Source organism: Rhodoferax sp. LS1R11 (assembly GCF_056521395.1).
On the sequence record NZ_JBWMAW010000003.1, the window covers coordinates 95,024 to 115,493 of the forward strand.

The following is a 20,470-nucleotide window of genomic DNA, read 5'->3' on the forward strand; positions in this document are numbered from 1 at the left end:
CCTTTTCATTTTTGGGATTTCATCATGAGTGAGTTTTTGAGAATGGGCGCCCGCGCCGCACACGAACTGCGTCTCGTGCGCATCACACGGGCCTACACCATCCACGCCGAAGGTTCCGTGTTGATCGAGTTTGGCAATACCAAGGTACTGTGTACCGCCTCAGTCGAAGAAAAAGTGCCGGGCCACAAACGAGGCAGCGGTGAAGGATGGGTGACGGCCGAGTACGGCATGCTGCCCCGCGCCACGCACACCCGAAGCGACCGCGAGGCCGCGCGCGGCAAGCAGAGTGGTCGTACCCAGGAGATTCAACGCCTCATTGGCCGTTCGATGCGCGCGGTGTTTGACTTGACACTGCTGGGCGAGCGCACCATCCATCTGGATTGCGATGTCTTGCAGGCCGATGGCGGCACCCGCACGGCGGCCATCACCGGGGCCTTTGTGGCGGCGCAGGATGCCGTCAACTACTTGCTGGCACAGGGCAAGCTGACGCAGTCGCCCATCAAGGACCATGTGGCGGCTATCTCGGTGGGCATCGTGCAGGGCACCCCCTTGCTGGACCTGGAATACACCGAAGATTCGGCTTGCGACACCGACATGAATGTGGTGATGACCGGAGCGGGCCATTTTGTGGAAGTGCAGGGCACGGCCGAGGGCGCCGCCTTTTCGCGCCAGGAGATGGATGCCTTGCTCACGCTGGCTGAAAAAGGCATCGGCGATTTGGTCGCCATGCAAAAACAATCGCTATCAAATTAATAGCTTCTTGCTCAGGTTTTACGGGGGCTACGGCCATATTTCATGAAAATTGTCTTGGCATCCAACAACAAGGGCAAGCTGGCCGAACTGCGCGCCATGTTTGAGCCGCTCGGGTTGGAGCTGATCGCGCAGGGTGATCTGGGCATTCCTGAGGCGGCAGAGCCGTTTCACACCTTTGTGGAAAACGCGCTGGCGAAGGCCCGCCATGCTGCAGAGCACAGCGGTTTGCCGGCGCTGGCCGACGATGCCGGTTTGTGCGTGGATGCCTTTGGTGGTTTACCGGGCGTCGATACCGCCTACTACGCCACGCAGTTTGGGTATGAGAAGGGCGATGACAACAATGTGCGCGCCCTGCTGGAGCAGATGCGTGCCCTGGACCACAGGCGCGCGGCGCTGGTGAGCACGCTGGTGGCCGTGCGTTCCCTGCAAGACCCCGAGCCCCTGATCGCGGTGGGGCGCGTGGTGGGCGAGATCACCCGGGAGCCTTTAGGCCGCAATGGCTTCGGGTTTGACCCGGTGATGTTCATCCCCGAGTTTGGTCAGACCTTTGCCCAGCTTCCAGTGGAGGTCAAAAACGCCAATAGCCATCGCGGCAGGGCGGCGCGGGCCATGGTCGAATTGATGCGCGAGCGCTGGTTGCCGTCGCCATGATTCCCATCACGCCTGTTGTCTCCGAATCCGCTGCGGCGACGCCCCGCGACATTCAGCATTACATGCGCCCGGGCACGCTGCAGTTGGCGGCGTTGCCACCGCTGTCGCTGTACATTCATCTGCCCTGGTGCATCAAAAAGTGTCCGTATTGCGACTTCAATTCCCATGAGATGCGCGCCTCAGACTTGCCCGAGCAGCGCTATATCGACGCCCTGATGGCCGATCTGGAAGCCGCGCTGCCGCTGATTTGGGGCCGCACGGTGCACAGTATTTTCATCGGCGGTGGCACGCCCAGCCTGTTTTCCCCCCAGGCCATTGACCAATTGCTGGGCGGCATCCGGGCGCGGGTCAGGCTGGAGGCCGATTGCGAGATCACGCTGGAAGCCAATCCGGGGACCTTCGAGAAAAACCGTTTCAGGGCCTTCCGCTCGGCGGGCGTCACGCGCCTGTCGGTGGGGGTGCAAAGCTTCAACGACGATTACCTCCAGGCGTTGGGTCGCGTGCATGACCGGGCGCAAGCCCTGGCCGCGGTGGAGGAGGCGGCGCACGCCTTTGACACCTTCAACCTGGACATCATGTATGCGCTGCCGGGTCAGTCGCTGGCCGACCTGAAAAAAGACATGGCCACGGCGCTGTCGCTCGCGCCCCCGCATATTTCGATCTATCACCTCACGATCGAGCCCAACACCTATTTCGCCAAGTTCCCGCCCGTCATTCCGGAGGAAGACACGGCCTATGAGATGCTGGACCTCATCACCGACATGACGGGGGAGGCCGGTTTGCACCGGTACGAGGTGTCGGCCTACGCTGCGCAGGGACATCGCTGCTTTCACAACCTCAACTACTGGCAGTTTGGCGACTACCTGGGGTTGGGTGCGGGTGCGCACAGCAAGCTCAGTTTTGCCCACCGGGTGGTGCGCCAGGTCCGCTTTCGCGAGCCCCGGCTGTACATGGACAAGGCCCTGGCAGGCCATTGCCTGGCCGTGGACGAGGAGGTCAGCCGTGCAGACCTGCCGTTTGAGTTCATGCTGAACGCCCTGCGTTTGAAGGACGGCTTCAGCCTGCCGCAGTTCACCGAACGCACCGGCCTGCCCATCACTGCCATCCAAAAAGCGCTGGAGGAGGGCGAGCGCAAAGGCTTGCTGGAGCGCGACTTTGCGCGCATCAAACCCAGTATGCGAGGCTACGATTTCCTGAACGACTTGCAGTCTTTGTTCCTGCCGCCTGAAGCCTGACCCGGTTGTCGCCGGGGGTTGTTACTTCGGCGCGATCCCCAGCTTGACTGAAGCCGCCTTGCCGGGATCTGCGCTGGCTTGCTCCGGTGCCGTGGTGATGGCACTGGCCATATCAACGCCATCTTCCTGAAGGGCCAGCAGAATGGCGCTTGCGCGCTGCTCGCCGAGTCGGGTCAACGTGTCGGCTGCCAGCGGCTCATGCTGGTTCAGCCGCTCCTGCAACTGGCGGTAGAAGGCGCTGGCATCGGCGACTTGTGGTTCGCCTTGAATCAGCTTGCCGACGCGCTGCCACATTGGCAGTTTCTCCTGAACCGCCTGGGTCTTGATGTCAGCAAGCGCCGGATCACGGGTGGGTGCTACGGTGGTGCTCTCTGCCGCCTTTTTTTGTTTTTCGAGTTCGTTGGCACCAAAGCGTTCGGCGTACAGGCCCCGCAAGGCGCTGCGCACCGCGCGGTCGCTCAAGTTCAGCGTACCTGGGTCTTCTGCAACGTCAAGCGGGATACCGGCGCGCCGGGCAACTTCAACTCGCACCGCACGCGCCTTCAGCGCATCTCCATCGGCGGCCTCGCTGTAGCCCCCCGGTACCGACAGTTTCAGTTGCGTGCGCTTGGACAGCAGCTTGGCCACCTGCATCAGCTTTTCACGTTCCGGCGGCAACAGCTGTGCGCTGCCCGGGTCGAAATCGATGGACTCCAGCTTCTCGCCGCTGATGCCCAGCAGACTGCCGAGTGCACGGAACGGCGAGGTGATGATCTTGGTCAGCACATTGCCGATGGTTTTCCAGACCAAGGCGCCGTAGCTGAACTGCAGGTCGTTCATGTCGCCGGAGACCGGCAGGCCGAGGTCGATGCGGCCATCGCTGTCCTTGAGCAGGGCGATCGCCAGTTCAAGCGGCAACTTGAGCGCATCAGGGCTGTCGACCCGCTCGCCCAGCGTCAGCTTGTCGATGACGATCTGGTTGGCGCCTTCGAGTTGGCTATTGCGCACTTTGTATTGAAGATCGAGAGAAATCTTGCCTTCGGCAATCTTGTAGCCTGCGAACTTCATGGCATACGGCGTGGTTGACACCATGTCGACATTTTTGAACACCACGTTGACGTCCGTGTTGTCGCGCGGTGCGAAAGGGTTGAGCTCGCCGCGGATACGCGCCAGCCCGAACTCATCAACCCGGCCGTCAAGCTCGACTCGGCTGCGCGAGTGGCGGTCCGACGAGAGGCCGTTGACGGCGCCCGCCAATTCATAAATCTTGGCCCTGAATTGCGGCCTCAGGCTGAAATCGGTGAAATCGAGTTTGGCATTCTGCACGCGCAAGCGCTGGATGCGCACGGGAAAGGGATCCTCCAGCGTCTGCGTTGGCGTGGGCTGCGGTGCTTGCACCAGCAAACGCATCGCATTGAAGCTGCGGTCGTCCTCAATGACCAAGGTGGCATTGGGCTCAACAATACGCAGCTCCGGGATGTCCAGCAGGTTGGGGGAGAGGCTCGCGGTCAGCTTGACGGCGCCCACGTTTCGCCATGACAGGAACCGCTCGCCATGGGTTTCGTTCAATGCAAGGCCGGCCAGGTCAAGCCCGCCAACATAGCGCAGGCTGGGGCTTTTCGGCTGGCCCGTGCCCGTGGTGACCTTCCCCTGCGCAGAAATGCTACCCCCGTTGATTTTCAGCTTCACGTACTGGCTCAGCAGTGGCTGCCAGGGTGCCAGCGCCAGTTGCCTGACCTGCACATCGGCGTCCAGCGCGCCGCTGGCTGGCCGCACCTTGCCTTGAGCCGACAGTTGTCCGCCTTCGCGCACTTTCAGGGCGGCTTTGAACATCACGGGTGTGGAGAGGTTGCTGCTCACACCTTCGAGTTTGGCGTCGACGTCCTGCAAATGAAGCTTGACTCCCAAGCCCTGATCCTCGATCTTCGCCCCAAATTGGCTCAATTCCACGCGTTTGGCCACGGCGGACCACGGCGCACCAGCTGATACCGCCGGTGTCGCAAGTGGTTGTGCGCTTGCACTGAACCGGGGCAGGCGCTCCAGGAGAGTAAGCTGCCCCTTGCGGTCGCGCGTGAGCTGCAGGTAGCCGCCTTCGGCATAGATCCTGCCAAGACGGGCCTGTCGCGCGGCCAGATCGAAAACGCCGTCGCTAAAGCCCAGTTGTGTGAGCCTGAAAGGCGTCTGCGCACCGCTCGTGAGCGCCAGATTGGCCAGCGAGAATGCGGCGTCGGTCGCCTTGAGATTCAAATCGGAGCCAATCTGCCCGGCGTTCAGTTGAAGGCGCAGCTGAACTTTGTCTGCGCTCAGCTTGAGCGGCGGGCTGACCGTTTCATCGACTGCGCTGATGGCCATTTCATTCAGGGCCACTTGCTTGACGCCGAGCTTCCAATGGTTGACGACAGGCGCAGGGCCTGCTGCTTGGGCTGCCAGGGGTGCTGCGGGCGCCGCAGCGCTCACCAGGAGTGTTGCCAGATCGAGTTCGCCCTTGGCGTTGCGCCTGACTGCCAGCTTGCCGCCACCACCGTGTATTTCGCCCACGGTTGCTTCGCGGCGCGACAAATCGGCATTGATGTCATTCACATCCAGGCGCGTCAGCGTGGCAAAGGCGTCCTTGGCGTCCCTGCGCGCCAGTGCCAGGTCGTCCAGGGACAGTTTGGCGCCAGATAGGCTCGCGTTAAATTTGCCATCTTGGTAGGCAAAGCGGTAGGGGAATGTGGCGGCGAGCTTCCCGGCAACCAGGTTGGCATGGGTGTAGGGCTTGAGATAGGCCCCCAACTCGGGCAGGGAGACGTTTTCAAGCGTCAGTTCGCCATGGCCTTGAATCGGGTTGACCGATGCGTCACCCTGCCAGCGCAGCTGGCCGCCGCGCTCAGAATTGGCAGTGAAGGTGTAGACCCCATCGGCCTCCGGCAAGGTGCTGAAATGGGTCAGCGCAAAATCGATCGGAGAAAAACTGTTGGCATAACCAGCCTGGCGGTCGCGCACGTCCACTTTGCCCTGTTCCAACGCAAAACGATCGATGATCAGGCGCGGCAGACCGGCATCGGTGGAGGGCTCATGTGGTCGGCGGTTGAGTGTGTCCAGCAGATCGGCCATATTGAACTTGCCCTGCGGCGAGATCGTCAGACTTGCGCTGGGCGCTGTGATTCGGATCTCTGCAAAGGACCACGCCCGCTGAACGAGGGACTTCCACCGCAGCTCGACCACCAGTTTGCCAATCGTGAACAGGGGGGCGCCGTCGGCCTCGGCCAGACGCAGGTTTTGCGCTTCCAGGCGCAGGGTAAAGGGATTGAAGCGGACATCGCCGATGGTCGCCTGTCGCGCCATGTCGGTTTGCCCGAATTGGGGAACCTGATGCTTGATCAACAGCGGCACCAACCCGAACCCCGCCCCCGAATACGCGACAAAAACAGCCGCTGCCCCCATTGCCCACCGTTTCCACCGAATACTTGTCGATTGCAAAGTCTGTCTCCCATTTGTTGGTTGCCCGGTGATGGTTTTTTGCCCTGGAGGGCCGACATCCGAGCGCTGGTGAAAGTATGCCGTCTTGGGAAGAGGCCAAAAAGCGCCCTTTCCCATTTATGTGCGAAAGGGTTGTGAACAGACGAAAAAAAACCCTGTCAATACAGGGTTTTGGCGGAAGCGGTGAGATTCGAACTCACGAACCCTTTCGGGTTGCCGGTTTTCAAGACCGGTGCAATCGACCACTCTGCCACGCTTCCAAGCCGCATATTCTAACTGGCTTGCAGCATGCCTTTGGTTTCGATGAAGGAAATCACGTCGGTCAGGCCTGAATTGGTCTTCAAATTGGTCATGACAAACGGCTTGAGGCCCTTGGCCGTGGTGCGCATGCGGATGGTGTCGGCCTCCATCACGTCCAGATTGGCGCCCACGTAGGGGGCGAGGTCGGTTTTGTTGATCACGAACAGGTCGCTCTTGGTGATGCCGGGGCCGCCTTTGCGCGGGATTTTTTCGCCTGCCGCCACATCAATCACGTAAATGGTGAGGTCGCTGAGTTCTGGGCTGAAGGTGGCGGCCAGGTTGTCACCGCCGCTCTCGATGAACACGATGTCGGCATTGGGGTGCTCGACCAGCATGCGGTCGATGGCTTCCAGGTTGATGGAGCAGTCTTCGCGGATGGCAGTATGCGGACAGCCGCCGGTCTCGACACCCATGATGCGCTCGGCAGGCAGCGCGCCGCTGACTGTGAGCAGGCGCTGGTCTTCCTTGGTGTAGATGTCGTTGGTGATGGCGACCAGGTCGTATTGGTCGCGCATGCTTTTGCACAGCATTTCCAGCAGGGTGGTTTTGCCGGAGCCCACAGGCCCGCCGATGCCGACACGCAAGGGGGGCAGTTTTTTGGTACGGTTGGCAATGTGGTGCAGGGTCATGATCGGAACAGTCGTGAGTATTGAACTTCATGCTGGGCGCTCAGGATGGCCAGCATGGGGGAAAAAGCCTGGCGCCCGTCGTCGGTCAGCGTCAGGGCGTGGTCGATGGCGGCGGGGATGTTCGCGGTGAGGGCCGACAAAATGCGTTGCCCGGCGCTTTGGCCCAGGGGAACGGATTTGATGGCCGCCTGCACCATGTTCTCGGCCCAGCCAAAGGCATAGGTCAGCAGGCAGTCCCGCACGTCGGCTTGCGTGGCGGACGCGGCCAGGGCAAAGGCCAGGGGGTAGGTGGGCTGGCAAGCGGCCAGCGTGGCAATCTGCTCGGCTTTGGCGGTGGTGTGGTTGCGCAGCCATTCCAGCAGGGAGCGGCCCATTTGCTCGGCTTGCGCGCGCAACTCGCTGCTTTCGCGGGTTTGCAGCACCCAGGCATTGAGTTCGGCAATGCGAGGGGGGTCATCACGTCGCCAGGCCTCTATGGCTTGGACGACCACCGCCAGGTCACCGCGTGACAGGCTCAGGTGGAGCTGGTCAACCAGCCAGGTGGATGCTCCTGATTCTGTAGCTACCTGCGCACTGTCCACGGCGGCTTCAAGGCATTCTGAGTATGAAAATCCGCCGATGGGCAGGGCCGGTGAGGCCAGCCACATCAGCTGCATCAAACTGCTGTCACGCATCAATGGGAATGGCCGTGCCCGTGCCCGTGGTCGTGACCGCAACCGGGGCCACGAACGTGGGGGGCCGCGACGGCGGCAATGGGAATGCTGACTGGCCGGGGCTTGGACGCCGCAGGCGCATGGCTGTGCTCATGCCCATGGTCGCCACCCGCGTGGCTGTGGCCGGTGCTGGCATAGGCGCCGCCTTCGGGTTCAAACGCTTCGGTGGCCTCGACGACCGTCAGGTGCATGGCGCGCAGCATGTCGGCCAGCACATGGTCGGGCTCGATTTTGAGATGGTCGGGCTTGAGTTCGATGGGCACATGGCGGTTGCCCAGGTGGTAGGCGGCGCGGGTCAGGTCGAAGGCGCTGCCGTGCTCGGTGCACGTGGTGATGACCAGTACGGGCTGGGGGGCTGCCCTCACCAGAATCAGCGAGCCGTCTTCGGCTACCAGCACATCGCCTCCGCGCACCAGCGTGCCACGCGGCAGAAAGACACCCAGCGCGCGACCCTGCGAGTCGGTGGCGTCAAAGCGGCTTTTCTGGCGCACATCCCAGTCAAGTTCGACGGTGGCGGCACGTTTGATCAGTACCGGGGCGAGTCCGGCGCCTTGCGGCATGAGTTTGGAAATTTGGAGCATCAGAATAGGAAATAGCGTTGCGACATCGGCAAGCTTACTGCGGGTTCGCACGTCAGCAACTGGCCGTCGGCACGCACGGTGTAGGTCTGGGCATCAATCTCCATTTTGGGCAGGTAGCTGTTGTGCACCATGTGCTGCTTGCGGATTGAGCGGATGTTCTTGACGGCGCTCAGCGTCTTGGCCAGGCCAAAGCGCTCCTTGATGCCCGCGTTCAGCCCGGCTTGCGACACAAACGTGAGAGAGCCTCTGGTCAGTGCGCCACCGTACGCGCCAAACATCGGCCGGTAGTGCACCGGCTGCGGGGTGGGGATGGAGGCATTCGGGTCGCCCATGGCGGCCATGGCGATGAAGCCGCCTTTCAAAATCAAGGCGGGTTTGACGCCAAAGAAAGCGGGCTTCCACACCACCAGATCGGCCCATTTGCCGACCTCGATGCTGCCCACCTCGTGGCTGATGCCGTGGGCGATGGCCGGGTTGATGGTGTACTTGGCGATATAGCGCTTGGCGCGGAAGTTGTCGTTGCGCGTGTTGTCTTCGGGAAGGCTGCCACGTTGCTGCTTCATCTTGTGCGCCGTTTGCCAGGTGCGCAGAATCACCTCGCCCACGCGGCCCATGGCCTGGCTGTCGCTGCTCATCATGCTGATGGCGCCCAGGTCGTGCAGCACGTCTTCGGCGGCAATGGTTTCCTTGCGGATGCGGCTCTCGGCAAACGCCAGGTCTTCGGCAATGCCGGCGTCCAGGTGGTGGCAGACCATGAGCATGTCCACATGCTCATCGAGCGTGTTCACCGTGTAGGGCATGGTGGGGTTGGTGGAGGAGGGCAGGAAGTTGGCCTCGCCCACCACGCGCAAGATGTCAGGGGCGTGGCCGCCGCCCGCGCCTTCGGTATGAAAGGCGCAAAGCGAACGCCCTTTGGTGGCCGCAATGGTGTTTTCGACAAAGCCGGATTCATTCAGGGTGTCGGAGTGAATGGCTACCTGGGTGTCGGTTTCTTCGGCCACGTCCAGGCAGTTGCTGATGGCCGCGGGGGTGGTGCCCCAGTCTTCGTGCAGCTTGAGGCCGATCACGCCCGCGTTGATCTGCTCGTGCAGCGCGCCGGGCAGGGACGCATTGCCTTTGCCCAGAAAACCCAGGTTCATCGGAAAAGCGTCTGCGGCCTGCAGCATGCGCTCCGTGTTCCACGGCCCCGGTGTGCAGGTGGTGGCAAAGGTGCCGGTGGCGGGGCCGGTGCCGCCGCCCAGCATGGTGGTTACACCGCTGGCCAGCGCTTCTTCAATCTGTTGCGGGCAGATGAAGTGAATGTGGGAGTCGATACCGCCTGCGGTGACGATGTTGCCCTCGCAGCTGATGACCTCGGTGCCAGGGCCGATGATGATGTCCACGCCCGGCTGCACGTCCGGATTGCCTGCCTTACCGATGGCCACAATGCGCCCGCCCTTGAGGCCGATGTCGGCCTTGACGATGCCGGTGTGGTCCAGGATGAGGGCGTTGGTCATCACGCAATCCACGGCACCCTCAAGACGTGTTCTTTGCGATTGCGCCATGCCATCGCGGATGGTCTTGCCGCCGCCAAACTTGACTTCTTCGCCGTAGCCACCAGCACCCAGCGTGAGGTCTTGTTCAACTTCAATCAACAAATCGGTGTCGGCCAGGCGCACCCGGTTGCCCACGGTGGGGCCAAAAATTTCGGCGTAAGCGCGTCGTCCAATCGTTGCCATTACAGAATCCCTTGCGTCAAACCACGAAAACCAAACACCACCCGGTCGCCTGCGTAGTCCACCAGTTCTACCGTGCGTTGCTGCCCCGGCTCGAAGCGCACCGCCGCGCCCGAGGCGATGTTCAGGCGCATGCCGTGGGCGGCCGTGCGGTCAAAGCCGAGCGCGCCATTGGTTTCGGCAAAGTGGTAATGCGAGCCGACCTGAATCGGGCGGTCGGCTGTGTTTTGCACCACCAGGGTCACGGTGCGACGGCCGGGGTTGAGGAGGTGATCAGGTCCGTCGGTGATGATTTCGCCAGGGGTCATGGTCGCCTCACTTGCCGCCGCGCGACAACCAAATCGCCACCACCATCATGCCGCCCAAGGCCACAAAACCCCAGACGTCCGTGGTGTGCCAGTGGGCATTGAACAGTCCGTGCCCATCATGGGCAAATACGGTGCTAGCCTCCGTGCTGATTGCGGTAGTAGCTATCAATTTCAGAGTATTTTTGGTGTTCATGTGCAGGGTGACTCGTCGGGGGTGAATGGGGTCGCTCAAACAATCGGCTGGTGCACGGTGACCAGCTTGGTGCCGTCGGGGAAAGTGGCTTCGACCTGGATGTCGGGGATCATTTCGGCAATGCCGTCCATCACGTCGGCGCGGGTCAGGATGGTGCGGCCCAGGCTCATGAGTTGGGCCACGGTTTTGCCGTCACGCGCGCCTTCCATCACGGCGGCGCTGATGAGGGCCAGGGCCTCGGGGTAGTTGAGTTTCAGGCCACGTGCTTTGCGCCTTTCGGCCAGCAAACCGGCGGTGAAAATCAAGAGCTTGTCTTTTTCGCGAGGGGTAAGTTCCATGCCCGCCAGTATGCAATACCCGTGCCGTGGCATGAAAACTGCACCACAACGGTGTGACCCCAGACGCCCTCCCAGAACCCCCCTTGGCTGCCCCGCCGGAAGCGCTCCAGCGCATCACGCTGGTTCGGCGTGACTACAACGGCTGGGTCGCCAGTGAGACGATGGAAGACTACGCCTTGCGCTTCACGCCGCAGCGCTTTCGCAAGTGGTCCGAGTGGCGCGTGGCGAACACCGCGTTTGGCGCGGCCTCGTTCCTGATTCTGGAAGCGGTGGGCGCCACCTTGCTGGTGCAGTATGGTTTTACCAACGCGTTCTGGGCGATTCTGGCCACGGGCTTGATCATCTTTCTGGCCGGTCTGCCGATCAGCATCTACGCGGCCCGCTATGGCGTGGACATGGACCTGCTCACGCGTGGTGCGGGGTTTGGCTACATCGGCTCCACGCTGACGTCGCTCATCTATGCCTCGTTCACCTTCATCTTCTTTGCGCTGGAGGCGGCCGTCATGGCGTATGCGCTGGAGCTGGCCTTGGGTATTCCCCCCAGTTGGGGCTATCTGATTTGTGCGCTGGTGGTGATTCCGCTGGTGACCCACGGTGTCTCGACCATCAGCCGCCTGCAGGTGTGGACCCAGCCCTTGTGGTTGCTTATGCTGGTCGTCCCTTTTGCTTACGTGCTGTTGCGCGATCCGGGTGCGTTTGCCGGCGTGGTGCACTACGTTGGTGAGAAGGGGTCGACCTCCGGCTTCAGTCTGCCCTTGTTTGGTGCAGCACTGACCGTGGGCGTGGCCTTGATGACCCAAATGGGCGAGCAGGCCGATTACCTGCGCTTCATGCCTGTGCAGACGGCCGCCAACAAGCGCCGCTGGTGGCTCAGTGTGTTGGTCGGCGGACCGGGCTGGGTGGTGTTGGGCGTGGTCAAGATGCTGGGTGGCGCACTGTTGGCCTATTTGGCCATCAGCCACTCGGTGCCGGTGGACCGGGCGGTGGACCCGAACCAGATGTACCTGGCAGCCTATGAGTATGTGTTTCCCAACTATGGCTGGGCCGTGGCGGCCACCGCCTTGTTTGTGGTGATCTCGCAGCTCAAGATCAACGTGACCAACGCCTACGCCGGGTCGCTGGCCTGGTCCAACTTCTTCTCGCGCCTCACGCACAGTCACCCGGGTCGCGTGGTGTGGGTGGTGTTCAACACCCTGATTGCGTTCATGTTGATGGAGATGAACGTGTTTCAGGCGCTGGGCGATGTGCTCGGGCTGTACTCCAACATTGCCATCGCCTGGATGATGGCGGTGGTGGCGGACCTGGTCATCAACAAGCCTTTGGGCCTGTCGCCACCGGGCATCGAGTTCAAACGGGCGCATCTGTATGACATCAACCCCGTGGGCGTGGGGGCCATGGCGCTGGCGTCGATCCTGTCGGTCACCGCGCACCTTGGGCTGTTCGGTCCCCTGGCGCAGGCTTTTTCGGCCCTGATCGCGCTCGGTACGGCCTTTGTCACGGCACCGCTGATTGCCTGGGCGACCCAAGGCCGCTATTACATTGCACGCCAAAGCGACGTGACCCTGGGTGAGCCGCCTCTTCAAAAAGGCCCGCCCCACCCGCGCTACCAACTCAAACGCTGCATCATCTGCGAGCGCGAGTACGAGGGGCCCGACATGGCCCATTGCCCCGCCTACCAGGGCCCCATCTGCTCCCTGTGCTGCACGCTGGATGCGCGTTGCGGGGACCTGTGCAAACCGCACGCCAGCCTCTCACACCAGTGGTCAGCCACCTTGCGCTGGCTGCTACCCCGGCGGGTGTGGCCTTATCTGGACACGGGCCTGGGTTACTTTCTGTTGCTGATGTTGGTCATCGTGCCCCTGCTGGCCAGCGTGTTTGGCCTGCTGTACCACCAGGAGTTGCGTGCGCTGGCGCTGGCTGTGACGGACCTTGATGTGCAGGAAGCGCCCCACGCGGCGCTGCGGTCGGGCTTTCTCAAAGCCTATCTGGCGCTGATGGTGATTGCGGGTCTGGTCGCGTGGTGGGTGGTGCTGGCGCACAAGAGCCGTCAGGTGGCGCAGGAAGAGTCGAACCGCCAAACCAATTTGCTGATGCGCGAAATCGAGCTGCACCGTCAGACCGACGAAGCCCTGCAAAACGCCAAGGTGGTGGCCGAGCAGGCCCGTTACGCCGCCGACCAGGCCAACCAGGCCAAGAGCCGCTATATCAGCACCATCAGCCATGAGCTGCGCACCCCGCTCAACAGCATTCTGGGTTACGCGCAGCTGATGGGGGAAGACGCCTCCATTCCCGCGCACCGCAAGCAGGCGGTGAGCGTCATCAAGCGCGGCGGCGAGCATCTGCTGTCCCTCATTGAAGGCACGCTGGACATTGCGCGCATTGAGAGCGGCAAGCTCACCCTCAACGTCAAATCCATGTACTTTGCCGAGTTTGTGCAAGACCTGGCCAGCATGTTCGAGCTGGAGGCACAGGCCAAAGGCCTGGCCTTTCACTATGAAGAAGCGGGTGTGCTGCCGGTCGTGGTGCGGGCCGATGAAAAGCGGGTGCGCCAGATCTTGATCAACCTGCTGGGCAACGCCATCAAGTTCACGGCGCAGGGGCAGGTGACGTTTCGCATTCGCTATGCCAGAGAGATGGCGGCCATTGAAATTGAAGACACGGGGCCGGGCCTGTCGGCCCAGGAGCATGAACGCATTTTTGAGCCCTTTACACGCGCCAACACGGCGGGCGCCACGGCGCCGGGTTCCGGCCTGGGTTTGACCATTGCCAAGATGCTGACCGACTTGATGGGCGGCGAACTCACGGTGGCCAGCACGCCGGGCGTTGGTTCGGCGTTCAAGGTGAAACTGTTTTTGCCCGAGGTGCACGTCACGGCGGGCGCGGTGAGTGCTTCAGCGGGCACCCCGCCACTCAGGCTGGCTGTGCGAAAGCCACGTCATGGGTACCTGGGGCCGCGCAAGCGGGTGCTGGTGGTGGACAACGAGGAGGCGGACCGCGACTTGCTCGTCAACGTGCTGCAGCCCCTGGGCTTTGAACTGCGCACCGCTGCCAGCGGTCACGATTGCCTGGACCTGCTCACCGCGGGCTACCAGCCCGATGTCATCTTCATGGACCTGGCCATGCCCGGCATTGACGGCTGGGAGACGATTCGCCGTCTGCGCGCACGGGGTTCTGCCAGCCCGCCAGCGGGGGCGCAGATTGCCATCGTGTCCGCCAATGCGTTTGACAAGGGACTTGACAATGACCTGGGCATTCCCACAGAAGATTTTATTTTGAAACCCGTGCGCCACTCTGAGCTGCTGGACTGGTTGGGCTTGCGCCTGTCCCTGACCTGGCTGGACAGCGTCACGCCACCGGCAGAAGCCCTTGCCGTTGTGGTTCCAAAGGCCGGGCGCGTTTACCCCGCGCCGCACCATCTGAATGCCTTGCGCGACGTCTTGAGCCTGGGCTACTACCGCGGCATCATGAACCAGCTCGACGAGATCGAGGCCGACCAGCCGCCCTGTGCGCCCTTTGTGGCGGAGTTGCGGGGCCTTGCCCGGCAGTTCCAGTTTGAGGCCATGGGTCAGCAATTGAATGAAGTGAGCGATGAAAGTTAACCCCCCCGACGCCTCCCTTGACCATACCCTGGACCGCGCCAACAGCGACGTGGTGCTGATCGTGGACGACGTGCCCGACAACCTCTCGGTGTTGCATGACGCACTTGATGAATCCGGCTACACCGTGTTGGTGGCCACCCACGGCGAAGCCGCTTTGCAGCGCGCCGCGCAAGTGCTGCCCGACATCGTGCTGCTCGACGCCATGATGCCTGGCATGGACGGTTTTGAAGTGGCCCGCCGCCTCAAGGCCTCGCCGCAAACCGCGCACATTCCCATTATCTTCATGACCGGCCTGACCGAGACGGAATACCTGGTGGCCGCGCTGGAGGCGGGCGGGGTGGACTACGTCACCAAACCCATCCGACCCAAAGAAGTGCTGGCCCGCATGCAGGTGCACCTGCAGGGCGCCCGGGAGCGGCGCCAGGCCCGCAATGCGCTGGACGCCTTTGGGTTTGCCAGCATCACGGTGCGTGTGAGTGATGGCAAGCTCATGTGGCAAACGCCGCTGGCGCGCGAGCTGTTGCTGCGCTACTACGGCACCGAGGCGCCAGTCACGCCCGAGGCCGTGTGCAAATGGCTGCGCCGCCACGTGGCTGAAAAAGAAGTGCTGACCGAGCCACCACGCCTGAGCATTGAAGTCGGCCCCAAGCGCCTGACCTTTCGCCTGCACCAGCAGATTGGCGACAGCGAGGGCGGGGGCGACTGGCTCATCATCATGCAAGAGGTGTCGGACGAGAGCGTGATCGAGGCCATCGCCCTGAGCTTCAAGCTCACCCCCAAAGAGGCCGAGGTGCTGTACTGGGTGGTCAAGGGCAAGATCAACCGCGACATTGGCGACATTCTGGGCTCCAGCCCCATGACGGTGAAGAAGCACCTGGAACGCGTCTTCGCCAAGCTGGGGGTGGAGACCCGCACCGCTGCCGCCGGCATGGCCATGAGCCGCATCCGGCAGCTGCATCCGCAGTTTGAGGGGTATTTACAAGCGTTTTAGGCCTGCAGCCCCCGTGCAACGTGCGCAGGCAGCTATGTATTTAATAGCATTAAGCACAATGGCTCGAACCTTTTACGTTCGCTTCACTTGCCCTGGCGATGTGGCTGACGCGGGCACCTGCCCCGTGGCATGGCGCTGGTTGTTGCAGAAATCGTGGCTGACGGCCAGGTTGTCGGCGTGGCTGTTGCCGCCTTCGCTGCGAGGCTTGATGTGCTCCAGCGTGGCGGCTTCGGGCAGCACATGTTCGCCACAGACCCAGCAAGGAACCACTCCGTGGAGTTGGCGGGCAACTGTTCTGTAAATCTTGTCTCTGGAAAGGGCGAGTGAGCTCATGGTACGTTGGTGATGGGGTGCGGCCATTGCTTCAATTTTTGTAGCTGAACGCGCAGTGCACAAAAGGGCTGGCGCCTGGGCGACACGCAGTGACTTGAATTTCTTCAGGAAAAGATTAAAGCTCGAAAAAGTGTATTCAGATGTTATATTCAAAAAAATTCGTCGTTGCGATTTCAATGTCGGGCCATCTGATGGCAGAAACACCCTGAAAAATGTCTCAATCTGATCAAGATATCCGGAATAGACTGTTGTTGGCTCGTCTTCCGGCAATGCCGCAAATCTTGCTCAAACTGCTTGAGCTGTGTCAGGACGACGGCGCAGGCATGGCCGAACTGGCCAAGCTGATCGCCAATGATGTGGGCATGACCACCAAGGTGCTCGGCGTTGCCAACAGTTCAGCCTATTACCGCGGCGGACGCAAGGTGGGCCTCTTGCAGGCTTTGAGTACCCTGGGGTCGGACTTGATCAAAACCCTGGTGATCAGCGAGTCGGTGCTCCAGACCTTCAACGGCTTCCCGCATTCCGGCGCCAGCGACTTGCGAACGTTCTGGAAGCATTCCTTGACCACCGCCGTGATTGCGAGGGAAATTTCCAAGAAAATGAATTACCCGCATGTGGAAGAGGCCTACCTCGCAGGGCTCTTGCATGACGTGGGACGATTGGCCTTGCTGGCGGCAGCGCCCAACGAATACAGTGTCAATTTCCAGGCTCTGGACAGTGCCGACCTATGCGAAGTGGAGCAGCAAACCCTGCAGATATCGCACACCGAAGCGGGCGCCTGGTTGATTGAGCGCTGGAATCTCGACTCTTTCATGGCAGACAGCATTCTCTATCACCACGAGGTGACTGCTCGGGTCGAAGCTGCTCATCCCTTGATCCGTATCGTGCATCTGGCCAATTGGCTGGCCAATCAGGATTCTGAGATGCCGATGATTCAGGATGCCGGTTCTCTGTGTCAAATCTCGGACGAAGATTTGCTGTTTATCAGCCAGGGTGCAGCAGCTCAGGTCAAGAAGTCGGCCGCTTATTTGGGCATTGACCTCTCGGGTGTCGATGCGGTTCCCGTGAAGGCCGCGATAGCTCGGGTGCCTGCACCAGCGGTTGACCCACTTCAACAGCGCTTGACTGACGAAGTCCGTAACATGGCCCTGATGGCCGAGTTGGCGCAATCCTTTACGCGGCAGAAAAGTGACACACAGCTGCTCGAGGTGATCCGGCAAAACGTGCGCATTCTTTGCAACCTGGAAAACACGATCGTTTTATTGCTCAACGGAAGCGGGGACGCTTTGGTAGGTGTTTCGGTGGGTGAGCAATGGCAACGGCTGTCCGAGTTCTCCGTCCGCCTGGCAAGCGGCGGTGGTCTTGTTGACTGTGCGCAGCAAGGAAACCTGATTTTTCTCAGCCGTGACTCGGCCAGGCTCAGTCTTCCGGAAGAGCAGTTGTTGCGTATTTTTGGCGTGGACTGCCTGGTCTGCGTACCTCTGGCCAGCGGGCCCCGCCGCTTGGGTGTGATGGTGGGTGCGGTGCCCACATGGCAAGTGGAGGATCTGAAACGGCGCGAGAAATTCTTGCAGTTGTTCGGTGCGCAGGCTGCATTGGCGCTGGATGCAGCCTCCCGCGAACGGGGCGAAATCGACCGGCGCATTGCCGGTGTTAAACAAGACTTTCTGGACAGTTCACGCCGTGTTGTGCACGAAGTGAACAATCCATTGTCGATCATCAAGAACTACCTCAGCGTGCTGGATGACAAGTTGAACCGGCAAGAGCCGGTCTTTGGGGAATTGTCCATCCTGAACGAAGAGATTGACCGGGTCGGCAACATCATGCGGGAGTTTGCCGGGGCGGCACCCAGAGTTCAAGAGCACAAGACCGAGGTCAATCAGGTGGTCAATGACTTGGTTCGGCTGTTCCGGGAAAGCCGATTCCTGCCGCCGACCGTGCAGATTGCTACCCGCCTGACCGAGCAAGTCTGCGAGATCGACGGGTCTGTCGACACGCTCAAACAAATTCTGGTGAATTTGCTGAAAAACGCCATAGAAGCGATGCCCAAAGGTGGTCTGATCGAGATCACCAATGGGGGGCGTGTGCGTCGCAACGGGAGTGACTACTTTGAGTTGCGTATCAAGGACAACGGTTCAGGCATGCCCGCGTCTGTGCTTGCCAAGCTATTTTCACCGGTGCAAAGCGCCAAGGTTGGTGACAACCGCGGCATTGGACTGAGCATTGTTCACCGCCTGGTCAAATCCCTCAATGGGTCAATAGACTGCGCCAGCACGAACGCTGGCACGGTGTTTGAAATGTTGTTGCCCGCTCCCGTGACCGCTGGCCAGCGTGTGGCACCCGTTCGGCCAAGAGACGCCGCCGAGTTGCGGACTGCATCTTGAATCCGCCCGCCTTGTCTACCGCCTCCTTTGTGTCTTCCGTGCCATTTCCTGTGAACTCCGCTGTCAAGGTTTTGCTGGTCGACGATGAACCCAGGCTTCTCAGCAGCCTGAGTGCACTGCTCAAAGGCAGGGGCTATCAATTGACGAACGCGGCCAGCGGCAACGAGGCGATTCGGCATCTGGAGGCCGGCCCCTTTGACCTGGTGATTCTGGATCTGCACCTGCCGGATATTGGTGGCCACGAAATCATGGATTTCATGAACACGCAGCAAACCGGTGCGAACATGATTGTGACCAGCGGGGCGTTGGGCGTGGATGCCGTGATTGGCGCTCTCAAGCGCGGTGCCTATGACTACCTGCGTAAGCCCTACACACGGGAGGAGTTACTCAAGACGGTAGACAACGCGTTGCGCCAGCGTCGACTGCAGTCCGAAAACCAGCACATTGCCTCGCGTCTCGAAAGTTCCGAGCGCATGTATCGTTATCTGGTGGACAGTTCGCCAGACATTATCTACACGCTCAATCAAGCGGGCTGCTTTACTTTTGTGAATGACCGCGTTCAGCAGTTGCTGGGCTTTACCCGCGCTGAACTGATCGGACAACATTATTCCGTGCTCGTCCATGAAGACGACATGGAGCGGGCGAATTACGTTTTCAACGACGTGCGCAACGACTACCGCTTGTCCCGTAACGTAGAGCTGCGACTGAATTCACGACACACAGATGCCGCCCCGCGTACTTTCAGCAATGATTTGATGGCCATCTCCTTCGGTGCGAATGAGAAGCTGCACATCTCGGATCCGCAACGACGTGAAGAGTTTGGCACTTACGGTATTGCGCGTGACGTGACCGAGCGCAAACGCGCCGATGAGCTGATTGCGTACCAGGCGTACCACGACATCCTGACTGAACTGCCCAACCGTGCCCTGTTCAAAGACCGGCTGGGATTGGCCCTGTTGCAGGCCAAGCGAAATGAGTCCAGCCTTGCCGTTATGTTCATTGATCTGGACCGGTTCAAGTTGGTGAACGACACACTGGGCCACGGCGTGGGGGACGAGTTGCTGCAGCAGGTTGCCACACGCCTCAAGGCGTGCCTGCGGCGTTGCGACACGCTGTCTCGCCTGGGTGGAGATGAGTTCACAGTGGTGCTGCCCGAGCTCACTGAGCAGCGCGATGCCGCGCTGATTGCTGACAAATTCATTGAGTGTTTGCGCGCGCCTTTTGAACTGGCAGGCCAGCAATTACATATTTCCGCCAGTATCGGGATTGCGGTATATCCGACCGACGGCAGGTCAGTGGAGGAGTTGATCAAATACTCGGATGTGGCGATGTACCACATGAAGGCGCTGGGCAAAAATGGTCACGCCTTTTTTGATGTGTCGATGCTTGATGCGTCTTCCCAGAAAATTGAACTCGAACACAGTTTGCATCTCGCGCTGGAGCATGGTGAGTTGGAGATGTATTACCAGCCGCAAGTCGACGTCTTGACGAAAAAAATCACTGGAGCGGAAGCCTTGATGCGGTGGAATCATCCTAAGCGTGGTTTCCTTGGTGCTGGCGAATTTTTGCCATTTGCCGAGGAAAACGGATTGATGGTGCCCATCAGCGACTGGATGTTGGAAGCCATCTGCCATGACTTGCTGGAATGGAACGAGGTGGGAGGCCAGCCTCTACGCCTGTCGCTCAACCTGTCGCCACAATACCTCGACCGTGGTGATTTTTTTGAGAAATTGAAAAACGCGCTGGTTCGTCACCGAATCGACCCACGCCAGATCGAGGTCGAGGTCACGGAAAATATTTGCATCCGGAATCCGCAGATTGCGATTGAGCAACTCGACAAACTCTGCCAGCTCGGCGTCAGCGTCGCCATTGATGACTTTGGGACGGGTTATTCGTCCTTGTCTTATTTGCATCGTTTCCCGATTCACACCATCAAGATTGACCGTTCTTTTGTGATGGAAATCCAGGACGAGACCGCACAGTTCCCAGTGGTGCTGGCCATCATCTCGATTGCACGCGGTCTGGGCCTGAACCTGGTGGCCGAAGGTGTTGAAACATCTGCCCAGGAGCGTTACCTGGAAGCGGCCGGATGCAGAACCATGCAGGGTTTTCTGTATCACAAACCCTTGTCTCAGAGCACGCTGGTCGAAATTTTGCGCCAGCAGGTGCCAACGCCGCAGCGCCTTCATTTGGCGTGATCCCAAGGGAATCCTGGCGTTCTGCTTTCTTGAGATATATCAAGATGTAGCGGTGACCCTCGCTTAGAGTGGTGTGCATATCCTTGCCAGGGGAGTCTTTGCGATGGA

At 60.6% G+C, this 20,470-nt stretch carries 16 protein-coding genes and 1 tRNA gene; 7 read left to right on the plus strand and 10 right to left on the minus strand.

Translation table 11 applies throughout. From position 1 onward, the window contains the following. Positions 1 to 24: 24 nt before the first annotated feature. The 3 genes from rph to hemW are packed head-to-tail and all read left to right on the plus strand — an operon-like array spanning position 25 to position 2,639. Entirely contained in the window at positions 25 to 753 is a 729-nt protein-coding gene (gene rph, locus AC097N_RS05160; protein ID WP_479579676.1) for a ribonuclease PH, read from the plus strand. A gap of 42 nt (positions 754 to 795) precedes the next feature. Then, positions 796 to 1,404 (plus strand): RdgB/HAM1 family non-canonical purine NTP pyrophosphatase, encoded by a 609-nt coding sequence (rdgB, locus tag AC097N_RS05165; protein ID WP_479579677.1) that lies wholly within the window; start codon positions 796 to 798, stop codon positions 1,402 to 1,404. Continuing rightward, complete coding sequence (gene hemW / locus AC097N_RS05170) at positions 1,401 to 2,639, plus strand: radical SAM family heme chaperone HemW (protein WP_479579678.1); 1,239 nt, start codon at positions 1,401 to 1,403, stop codon at positions 2,637 to 2,639. The genes rdgB and hemW overlap by 4 nt, the downstream gene beginning before the upstream one ends. Before the next feature lie 21 nt (positions 2,640 to 2,660). Here hemW and AC097N_RS05175 read toward each other — a convergent pair whose 3' ends face one another. From AC097N_RS05175 to ureA, 9 genes are all read right to left on the minus strand, one after another. Further along, a complete protein-coding gene (locus AC097N_RS05175) occupies positions 2,661 to 6,080 on the minus strand; it encodes a DUF748 domain-containing protein (RefSeq protein WP_479579679.1) in 3,420 nt (1,139 codons plus the stop codon). Between the two features lie 172 nt (positions 6,081 to 6,252). After that, a tRNA-Ser gene (locus AC097N_RS05180) sits at positions 6,253 to 6,340 on the minus strand. A 12-nt stretch (positions 6,341 to 6,352) separates the two neighbouring features. Then, a complete protein-coding gene (ureG, locus tag AC097N_RS05185; protein ID WP_479579680.1) occupies positions 6,353 to 7,009 on the minus strand; it encodes an urease accessory protein UreG in 657 nt (218 codons plus the stop codon). Then, complete coding sequence (locus AC097N_RS05190; protein WP_479579681.1) at positions 7,006 to 7,683, minus strand: urease accessory protein UreF; 678 nt, start codon at positions 7,681 to 7,683, stop codon at positions 7,006 to 7,008. The genes ureG and AC097N_RS05190 overlap by 4 nt, the downstream gene beginning before the upstream one ends. After that, positions 7,683 to 8,303, minus strand: a complete 621-nt coding sequence (gene ureE, locus AC097N_RS05195) for an urease accessory protein UreE (RefSeq protein WP_479579682.1) — start codon at positions 8,301 to 8,303, stop codon at positions 7,683 to 7,685. Before ureE ends, AC097N_RS05190 begins: the two co-directional genes overlap by 1 nt. Further along, entirely contained in the window at positions 8,303 to 10,021 is a 1,719-nt protein-coding gene (ureC, locus tag AC097N_RS05200) for an urease subunit alpha (protein ID WP_479579683.1), read from the minus strand. Before ureC ends, ureE begins: the two co-directional genes overlap by 1 nt. Next, on the minus strand, positions 10,021 to 10,326 hold the full coding sequence (locus AC097N_RS05205) for an urease subunit beta (protein ID WP_479579684.1): 306 nt from the start codon (positions 10,324 to 10,326) through the stop codon (positions 10,021 to 10,023). The genes ureC and AC097N_RS05205 overlap by 1 nt, the downstream gene beginning before the upstream one ends. 7 nt (positions 10,327 to 10,333) lie before the next feature. Continuing rightward, positions 10,334 to 10,519 (minus strand): hypothetical protein, encoded by a 186-nt coding sequence (locus AC097N_RS05210; protein ID WP_479579685.1) that lies wholly within the window; start codon positions 10,517 to 10,519, stop codon positions 10,334 to 10,336. A 35-nt stretch (positions 10,520 to 10,554) separates the two neighbouring features. Continuing rightward, complete coding sequence (gene ureA, locus AC097N_RS05215) at positions 10,555 to 10,857, minus strand: urease subunit gamma (RefSeq protein WP_296501420.1); 303 nt, start codon at positions 10,855 to 10,857, stop codon at positions 10,555 to 10,557. Between the two features lie 83 nt (positions 10,858 to 10,940). Between ureA and AC097N_RS05220 the strand changes: the two genes are divergently transcribed. Together AC097N_RS05220 and AC097N_RS05225 are read left to right on the plus strand one after the other, a co-directional pair. Further along, positions 10,941 to 14,456, plus strand: a complete 3,516-nt coding sequence (locus tag AC097N_RS05220) for a hybrid sensor histidine kinase/response regulator (RefSeq protein ID WP_479579686.1) — start codon at positions 10,941 to 10,943, stop codon at positions 14,454 to 14,456. Continuing rightward, complete coding sequence (locus AC097N_RS05225; protein ID WP_479579687.1) at positions 14,446 to 15,447, plus strand: response regulator; 1,002 nt, start codon at positions 14,446 to 14,448, stop codon at positions 15,445 to 15,447. The genes AC097N_RS05220 and AC097N_RS05225 overlap by 11 nt, the downstream gene beginning before the upstream one ends. Before the next feature lie 72 nt (positions 15,448 to 15,519). Here AC097N_RS05225 and AC097N_RS05230 read toward each other — a convergent pair whose 3' ends face one another. Beyond that, the gene (locus AC097N_RS05230) at positions 15,520 to 15,780 is read right to left on the minus strand and encodes an HNH endonuclease signature motif containing protein (protein ID WP_479579688.1); all 261 of its coding nucleotides are present in this window, start codon (positions 15,778 to 15,780) and stop codon (positions 15,520 to 15,522) included. Between the two features lie 248 nt (positions 15,781 to 16,028). Here AC097N_RS05230 and AC097N_RS05235 point away from each other — a divergent pair, with 248 nt between their 5' ends. Both AC097N_RS05235 and AC097N_RS05240 read left to right on the plus strand, forming a co-directional pair. Next, a complete protein-coding gene (locus AC097N_RS05235; RefSeq protein WP_479579689.1) occupies positions 16,029 to 18,164 on the plus strand; it encodes an HDOD domain-containing protein in 2,136 nt (711 codons plus the stop codon). Between the two features lie 11 nt (positions 18,165 to 18,175). Beyond that, a complete protein-coding gene (locus AC097N_RS05240) occupies positions 18,176 to 20,362 on the plus strand; it encodes a GGDEF/EAL domain-containing response regulator (protein WP_479579690.1) in 2,187 nt (728 codons plus the stop codon). Positions 20,363 to 20,470 lie beyond the last annotated feature (108 nt).